General features: G+C 43.4%; 8 protein-coding genes and 2 rRNA genes. 9 read left to right on the top strand and 1 reads right to left on the bottom strand.

Features of this window, described 5'->3' with window-relative positions; all coding sequences use genetic code 11:
* Both AB4Z17_RS12415 and rrf read left to right on the top strand, forming a co-directional pair.
* Positions 1–90, top strand: a 23S ribosomal RNA gene (locus AB4Z17_RS12415); the annotation flags it as partial.
* Between the two features lie 100 nt (positions 91–190).
* Positions 191–307 (top strand): 5S ribosomal RNA (gene rrf / locus AB4Z17_RS12410).
* A gap of 111 nt (positions 308–418) precedes the next feature.
* Here rrf and AB4Z17_RS12405 read toward each other — a convergent pair.
* A complete protein-coding gene (locus AB4Z17_RS12405) occupies positions 419–949 on the bottom strand; it encodes a transposase (RefSeq protein ID WP_441912679.1) in 531 nt (176 codons plus the stop codon).
* Positions 950–1,181: 232 nt separating this feature from the next.
* Between AB4Z17_RS12405 and AB4Z17_RS12400 the strand changes: the two genes are divergently transcribed.
* The 7 genes from AB4Z17_RS12400 (at position 1,182) to AB4Z17_RS12370 (ending at position 6,513) form a co-directional block, all read left to right on the top strand.
* Positions 1,182–1,373, top strand: a complete 192-nt coding sequence (locus AB4Z17_RS12400; protein ID WP_339205847.1) for a sigma factor G inhibitor Gin — start codon at positions 1,182–1,184, stop codon at positions 1,371–1,373.
* Positions 1,374–1,478: 105 nt separating this feature from the next.
* A complete protein-coding gene (locus tag AB4Z17_RS12395) occupies positions 1,479–3,008 on the top strand; it encodes an aminotransferase class I/II-fold pyridoxal phosphate-dependent enzyme (protein WP_441912678.1) in 1,530 nt (509 codons plus the stop codon).
* A 113-nt stretch (positions 3,009–3,121) separates the two neighbouring features.
* Positions 3,122–3,778 carry a dTMP kinase gene (gene tmk, locus AB4Z17_RS12390; protein ID WP_441912677.1) on the top strand — a complete coding sequence of 219 codons (657 nt, stop codon included), beginning with the start codon at positions 3,122–3,124 and terminating at the stop codon, positions 3,776–3,778.
* A 127-nt stretch (positions 3,779–3,905) separates the two neighbouring features.
* Positions 3,906–4,235 carry a cyclic-di-AMP receptor gene (locus AB4Z17_RS12385; RefSeq protein WP_054025787.1) on the top strand — a complete coding sequence of 110 codons (330 nt, stop codon included), beginning with the start codon at positions 3,906–3,908 and terminating at the stop codon, positions 4,233–4,235.
* A gap of 16 nt (positions 4,236–4,251) precedes the next feature.
* Complete coding sequence (locus AB4Z17_RS12380) at positions 4,252–4,695, top strand: YaaR family protein (protein ID WP_076271265.1); 444 nt, start codon at positions 4,252–4,254, stop codon at positions 4,693–4,695.
* 33 nt (positions 4,696–4,728) lie between these two features.
* Entirely contained in the window at positions 4,729–5,706 is a 978-nt protein-coding gene (holB, locus tag AB4Z17_RS12375; RefSeq protein WP_076271266.1) for a DNA polymerase III subunit delta', read from the top strand.
* Between the two features lie 3 nt (positions 5,707–5,709).
* Entirely contained in the window at positions 5,710–6,513 is an 804-nt protein-coding gene (locus AB4Z17_RS12370) for a PSP1 domain-containing protein (protein WP_441960005.1), read from the top strand.
* The last annotated feature ends 2 nt before the right edge of the window (positions 6,514–6,515 follow it).

Here is a 6,515-nt window from a genome sequence, read left to right as displayed (position 1 = left end):
CCCTTGAAGACGACGAGGTTGATAGGTTCGGGGTGGAAGCACAGCAATGTGTGTAGCTGACGAATACTAATCGGTCGAGGGCTTATCCTAAACACGTTTACTGTGACCCATACATCCAGTAGACAGCAGCTAAAAAGGCTTCAGCAAGCCTAATCTTTCGTATCCAGTTTTCAGCGTGCAACACGCTACGTTTGGTGGCGATGGCGGAGGGGAACCACGCGTTCCCATACCGAACACGACCGTTAAGCCCTCCAGCGCCAATGGTACTTAGACCGCAGGGTCTTGGGAGAGTAGGACGTCGCCAAGCACGAGAGACCTATCGCATGTGATGCGATAGGTTTTTTGTTTCTTCCGTGTCTAATTTTGATTAAAAATTGAGGCCTTAGAACGCTCTGTATGAGCTTCTAAGGCCTCTTTGTTATCTGCGATAATAAGATGCTTCTCTAGACTGAAGCCTAAGTACGCCGTCCTTCTGCTCCTTACGGAAAGAGAAGGACAGCAGCATACGCGGGATCAGCAGCCATAGGTGCCAACTTACAATGCTAATCATCAATGATTCTTTGATCCATGGATATAGAAGCGCAATGGCACAAAGGCCGATCCAGAACATATGGCGATGAACTCGGCGAAATAGGTACAGCTTGATATCATTAGCTGGTTTAAATCCAATCCATGGGGGTGTAATTCGCCACACCCATTGCCTGTCTGCTGCTTCGTCCACTCGGATAAAAGTAAGCAGTATAATCGCGATATGGATGATTTGCACGACTGCAAAGCCGAAAAGCCATGAAAATAGACCATCCATTTCATACATAAGCATTTGGAAAGCCAATAATACGGCTGCAATAAGCAAATGGCTCTGAATAAGCTCAGGGCGAATGATTTTTCGTTTTACAAGCTGATATTGATAAATTGTAGCATTTTGTTGTTCGGATAATTTTTGACGCATATTTACTTTTCCTTTCCTTCTCAGAGATACTGTGACTCTCGTTAACTATATCGGTATTTACAAGCATTCTGTCCATAGCTTTATGAAACATTTTTACATATGCTGTAACCATTAGCCCATACGGGGCATACGATATATAAATATTTGAAATGCGCTATGAAACAAGTATAAATAGATAGACTATGTGTCATAATAATAGTTAATAAGGGACGATCAGAAAGCGGGGATTGTTATGGACGATAATCGCGAGTATCAATGTATTATTTGCAACGAGGAAAAGGCTGAAGGTCAGGGTATTCGGATAGTGACCGGTTTTATCTGCGATACCTGTGAAGCGGAAATGATAAGAACAGATGTTAAAGATGCCAAATACCCTTTTTTCATTAATCAAATGAAGCAAATATTTTTGGGTAAAAATGCATGAGCGGTTTCTGATTACAGAAGCTGCTCTTTTTTTGTAGTGTTTATTGAATATTATATATAATAGAAATAGGAATGAATGTTTACTGGAGAGGATTGTACATAAACAATGAAGCCCTTTATTGCTCCGTTATTTGAAGCGCTTGTGAATCATACCCGTACCAAGCCAGTTGGATTTCACGTACCCGGCCATCATGGTGGACAAGCATTTAAGCAACCATCATGGAATGATCAATTAAATGATGATGTAGTCGATTATTTTTATAAAATAATGCAGCTTGATTTAACTGAAATCTCAACAACCGACGATTTGCATCATCCTGAAGCTTCTATTAAAGAAGCGCAGCAATTGGCTGCAAAAACATTTGGTTCAGAGGAGACTCACTTTTTGGTTGGAGGAAGCACCTCTGGTAATATGGCGCTGCTGCTCGCCGCATGTGATCCAGATGATATCGTTATCGTTCAGCGGAATGTACATAAATCCATTATAAATGGTTTGAAGCTTGCTGGGGCCAAAGCAGTGTTCCTCTCGCCTCAGATTGAACCGTTATCAGGGCTAGCAACGATTCCTTCTGTCCAGCAAGTGGAAAAAGCGCTTATTCAATATCCTGATGCAAAAGCTGTCTTTTTGACTAACCCGAATTATTACGGTATTAGTGTGAGACTTAAATCATATGTTGAGACTGTCCATCGGTATAATAAGCCGATCTTCATAGATGAAGCACATGGTGCACATTATGGCTTGGAGAAAGCTTTTCCGCAGTCGGCAATGTCAGAGGGAGCAGACGGCGTTGTACAGTCAGCGCATAAAACTTTGCCGACACTTACGATGGGGGCTCTTCTTCACATTCAAGGCAACAGAATATCAAGGGAATTGCTGCGTCAGTCGCTTGCGATGATTCAAAGCTCAAGCCCATCGTTTCCGATTTTGGCTTCAATAGATATTTCCCGAGCAATGATTGATGCTTTGGGCGCTGATCTTTTTAAACAAAGTCTTGAATCAGCGGCGTTTTTCCGTCAATGGCTGCATCGTCGCTCATCCGTTATACGGGAGATGAAAATCGAAGAAAATAGCGAATCAGGCTTGCGTTCAGATCCGCTGCGACTAGTGCTATACGATTCTAGCGGTAAGCGAACCGGTTATGAGCTGCTGAAGCACCTGGAGCAGCATGGCTGTTTTGCTGAGATGGCAGATCCGCGGTACATTGTGCTTGTTGTTGGTATCCAGACTTCATTAGAGGACATAAAGAGGCTGCAGGAGGCTGTTGAGGCACTTGAGCCCAATGCTACGACAAATAAAAACTCTGATGGGCTGATGGCAAATGATAAAGAGGGGTGTGCGCTGCCAGCAGTTTCAATAATTACCTGTCATGAGAGCCGTTTAATATCAGAGCCTGTTTCGTTTGCGAGATCTAGGTTTAAGAACAAATCAAGTGAGCGAATACAGCTGAAAGATGCTGTACATCATATATCAGCAGAGATGGTCATACCTTATCCGCCTGGCATCGCTATTTTGTATCCAGGAGAGAGAATCACGGCAGAGTTAATTGAGCATATACAACAGCTTGCCGAGATGGGTGCAAAGTTTCAAGGCGCTGCTGATGGAATGATGAATACCATTGCTGTTTACCCTGAATAAGCTGAAATAGCAGAACGATTATGAACTTGAAGTAAATGTTGATTGTACTAGGAGTACCGCTTTGTTAATATAGAAGAAAGTATAGTTAACATAACGTTAGGAGAAGCCTTAGTTTGAAAAAAGGTGTATTCATTACCATAGAAGGCGGCGAAGGAGCCGGCAAATCGACACTGATTGAACAATTGACGAATATAATGCTTCAAAGGGGAAAGTCGATCACGACGACGAGAGAACCAGGAGGCATTCCCATTGCAGAACAGATTCGTGCCGTTATATTGGATCGCGAGAATACTGCAATGGATGCAAGAACAGAAGCACTGCTGTATGCAGCTGCGAGAAGACAGCATTTGGTGGAAAAGGTCGTTCCAGCACTGGAGAAAGGCGAGTTTGTTATTTGTGACCGCTTCGTAGATAGCAGCTTGGCTTATCAAGGTTATGCGCGTGGGCTTGGGATGGATGAGGTCTGGGCCATCAATCAATTCGCGATTAAAGAAGTGATGCCTGATCTGACGATCTACATGGATGTGTCTCCGGGAGTAGGTCTCGGACGTATCGCACAAGCATCAGAGAGAGAAATCAATCGTTTAGACCTAGAGAAGCAGTCTTTCCATGAGAAGGTGCGAGAAGGCTATATGAAGCTGTTGCAGCAGAACCCGGAACGAATCGTGCTTGTAAATGCCGAAAATAGTGCGGATTTGGTGTTTGCTGACGTTTTATCAGCAATTGATGAGCGTTTTGCAGGATTTTTTGCAACCGATGTCAAACTTTAAAGTATAGACGAAATTCTATGCATCAAGAGATTTGTCGTTATGGGGCTTGAGATTCAAGAAATGGTTTAATGGTTAAAATTGCAAGTTATTAATAACCTATTCTAATAGTAGTCAAGGGGGAATGAAGATGAAATTAGTAATCGCGGTTATTCAAGATAAGGATAGCAACAGACTGTCAAATGCACTTGTTCGTGAAGGGTTTAGAGCAACGAAGCTGGCAAGTACGGGTGGATTTCTAAGAGCAGGCAATACTACCTTTATGATTGGTATTGAGGACGAGAGAGTACATGAGGTTCTTCAAGTCATTAATGCAAATTGCAAAGTAAGAGACCAATTGGTTACTCCTGTATCACCGATGGGCGGATCAACAGATTCCTATATTCCTTTCCCTGTTGAAGTACAGGTTGGTGGAGCAGCTGTATTCGTAATGCCTGTTGAACGATTTGAGCATTTCTGAATGGGCGTGATATAGGGTGAAAATTGATCAAGGCTTTCGACCATTGGGACAAAACCGTACAAACAACGAAGCCACAAACAAACAGATACAGCCAAGAAGCTTTGCCGATGTAATGGTTCAGCAGGATGCTGATCGTACACAAGAGCAGCTTCAACTGAAGCTGCAGGACATTCATAGACAAGGTGATCGACTTGCTAGAGTGATGACTGTCCGTGAATTGAAAATTTATCGTCAAATGATCAAGCAATTTTTGGAGGACACCATCCGGCGCGGCGTTGTGCTGAAGGAAGTCAAAGGCTTCGATCGCAGAGGACGAATTAAACGATATAAACTGCTGGATGAGATCGATGCGACACTCGTCTCCATGGCTGAGGATTTACTCGACAGTGAGCAAGGAAGAATTGACTTGCTCAACAGAATCGGTGAGATACGAGGCCTTCTTATAAATTTATTGTTTTGATGATAAGAGAGCAGGGAAAGGTAAGGAACGGCGATGAGCTTCGAAAATATTCCGGGGCAATGGAAAGCGCAGCGGATTTTGACCCACGCTTTGCAGAGCGGTAAAATTTCTCATGCCTATTTATTTAATGGTCCTTCAGGTACGGGAAGAATGGCGATGGCTCGCGAATTTTCCAAGGCATTGTTCTGTACGGCAGGTATTGCCGCTGCTTGCGGGGAATGCTTGGAATGCAGAAAATTTGAACATGGCAATCAGACAGACTTAACGACGATAGCGCCAGATGGCCAGTCCATAAAAATTGATCAAATTCGCGAGCTGCAGCGAGACTTTTCTTATCGCAATAGCGGGACGAAGCGCAAAGTGTATATGATAGAGCAAGCTGACAAAATGACGCTGCAGGCTGCGAATAGTTTACTGAAATTTTTGGAAGAACCGTTGTCGCCAGTTGTTGCGATTCTAATTACGGATAATGGACAAGCTGTTCTTCCTACTATTCGTTCTCGTACGCAGTGGGTGCCTTTCCTGCCGATGTCGCCTGAGATTATGCTGCAAACTCTTATTGCTGAGGGTGCTCCGTCTATTTTAGCCCGAACCGTTGTTCAATTAACATCAGGTTTAGACGGTGCAAGACAATTTCTCCAGCAGAATCAGTTTGCAGAAATCAGAACCCTAGTGATACAATTAGGCAAGGAGAGTTTGACCCGATTCACCGCGGCGATGATCACTGCTGGACAACAGCTATTTAAAACAGATTTGGTAGAGCATACGCAACTGCTGTTGTCGTTATTAGTTATATGGTTTAAAGATTTGATACAGTTCCAGGCCGGCAGGCAGGACAACATCGTTTTTATAGATCAGTTGGATTGGATAAGTAAACATGCATTTAATCGTTCGTTCGCAGGTTGGGTGTCCTGCATCGAGCATACGTTAGAAGCGAGTAAGCGTATGCGAGCGAATGTTACGCCTCAGCTCGCATTTGAGCAACTATTGGTAAACTTACAGGAGGGCTAATTCTTGTATAATGTCATCGGCGTCCGCTTCAAGAAAGCGGGCAAGATCTATTACTTTGATCCGGTTGAGCATCCCGTGGATAAGGAACAACATGTTATTGTTGAAACAGCACGCGGAATCGAATACGGTAAAGTGGTGGTGGGACAGAAGCAAGTCGGTGAATCGGATGTTGTTCTTCCTCTTAAGAAAGTGATACGTATTGCAAGCGATGTGGATGCAAAAGTTGTTGAAGAAAATCGCGCCGCAGCCAAAAATGCGTTTTCTACTTGTCTTGAAAAAATTAAAGGTCATCAGCTTCGCATGAAGTTAGTTGATGTTGAGTTTAYGTTTGACCGTAACAAAATTATTTTTTATTTTACGGCTGAAGGCCGAGTTGACTTTCGCGAGCTAGTAAAGGATTTAGCCAGCGTATTTCGAACTCGGATTGAACTCAGACAAATCGGAGTTCGGGACGAAGCAAAGATGCTCGGTGGTATTGGTCCATGTGGACGAGTGCTTTGCTGCTCCTCTTGGCTGGGTGATTTTGAGCCCGTATCGATCAAGATGGCCAAGGATCAGAACTTATCGCTTAATCCGACAAAAATTTCTGGATTATGCGGTCGTCTCATGTGCTGTCTGAAATATGAGCATGACAATTACGAAAGCATTCGAGAAGAACTTCCGGCAATTGGAAAATTCGTAGTCACCTCATATGGTGAAGGTAAGGTAACTGGTATTAATACATCCACCAAAAGTGTGTATGTGCAATTATTTGATACACCAGGTAAACCGAAAGAACTGTCGATGGATGATGTCGTCATCAAATAAGC

Source organism: Paenibacillus sp. TAF43_2, from assembly GCF_052113545.1.
Lineage (GTDB): Bacteria > Bacillota > Bacilli > Paenibacillales > Paenibacillaceae > Pristimantibacillus.
This window is presented reverse-complemented; position numbering and strand designations above follow the sequence as displayed.

Excerpts from the sequence above, each read along its gene's own strand:
- AB4Z17_RS12405 (WP_441912679.1), bottom strand. The coding sequence starts at position 949 with ATGCGTCAAAAATTATCCGAACAACAAAATGCTACAATTTATCAATAT.
- AB4Z17_RS12400 (WP_339205847.1), top strand. The coding sequence starts at position 1,182 with ATGGACGATAATCGCGAGTATCAATGTATTATTTGCAACGAGGAAAAG.
- AB4Z17_RS12395 (WP_441912678.1), top strand. The coding sequence starts at position 1,479 with ATGAAGCCCTTTATTGCTCCGTTATTTGAAGCGCTTGTGAATCATACC.
- AB4Z17_RS12385 (WP_054025787.1), top strand. The coding sequence starts at position 3,906 with ATGAAATTAGTAATCGCGGTTATTCAAGATAAGGATAGCAACAGACTG.
- holB (WP_076271266.1), top strand. The coding sequence starts at position 4,729 with ATGAGCTTCGAAAATATTCCGGGGCAATGGAAAGCGCAGCGGATTTTG.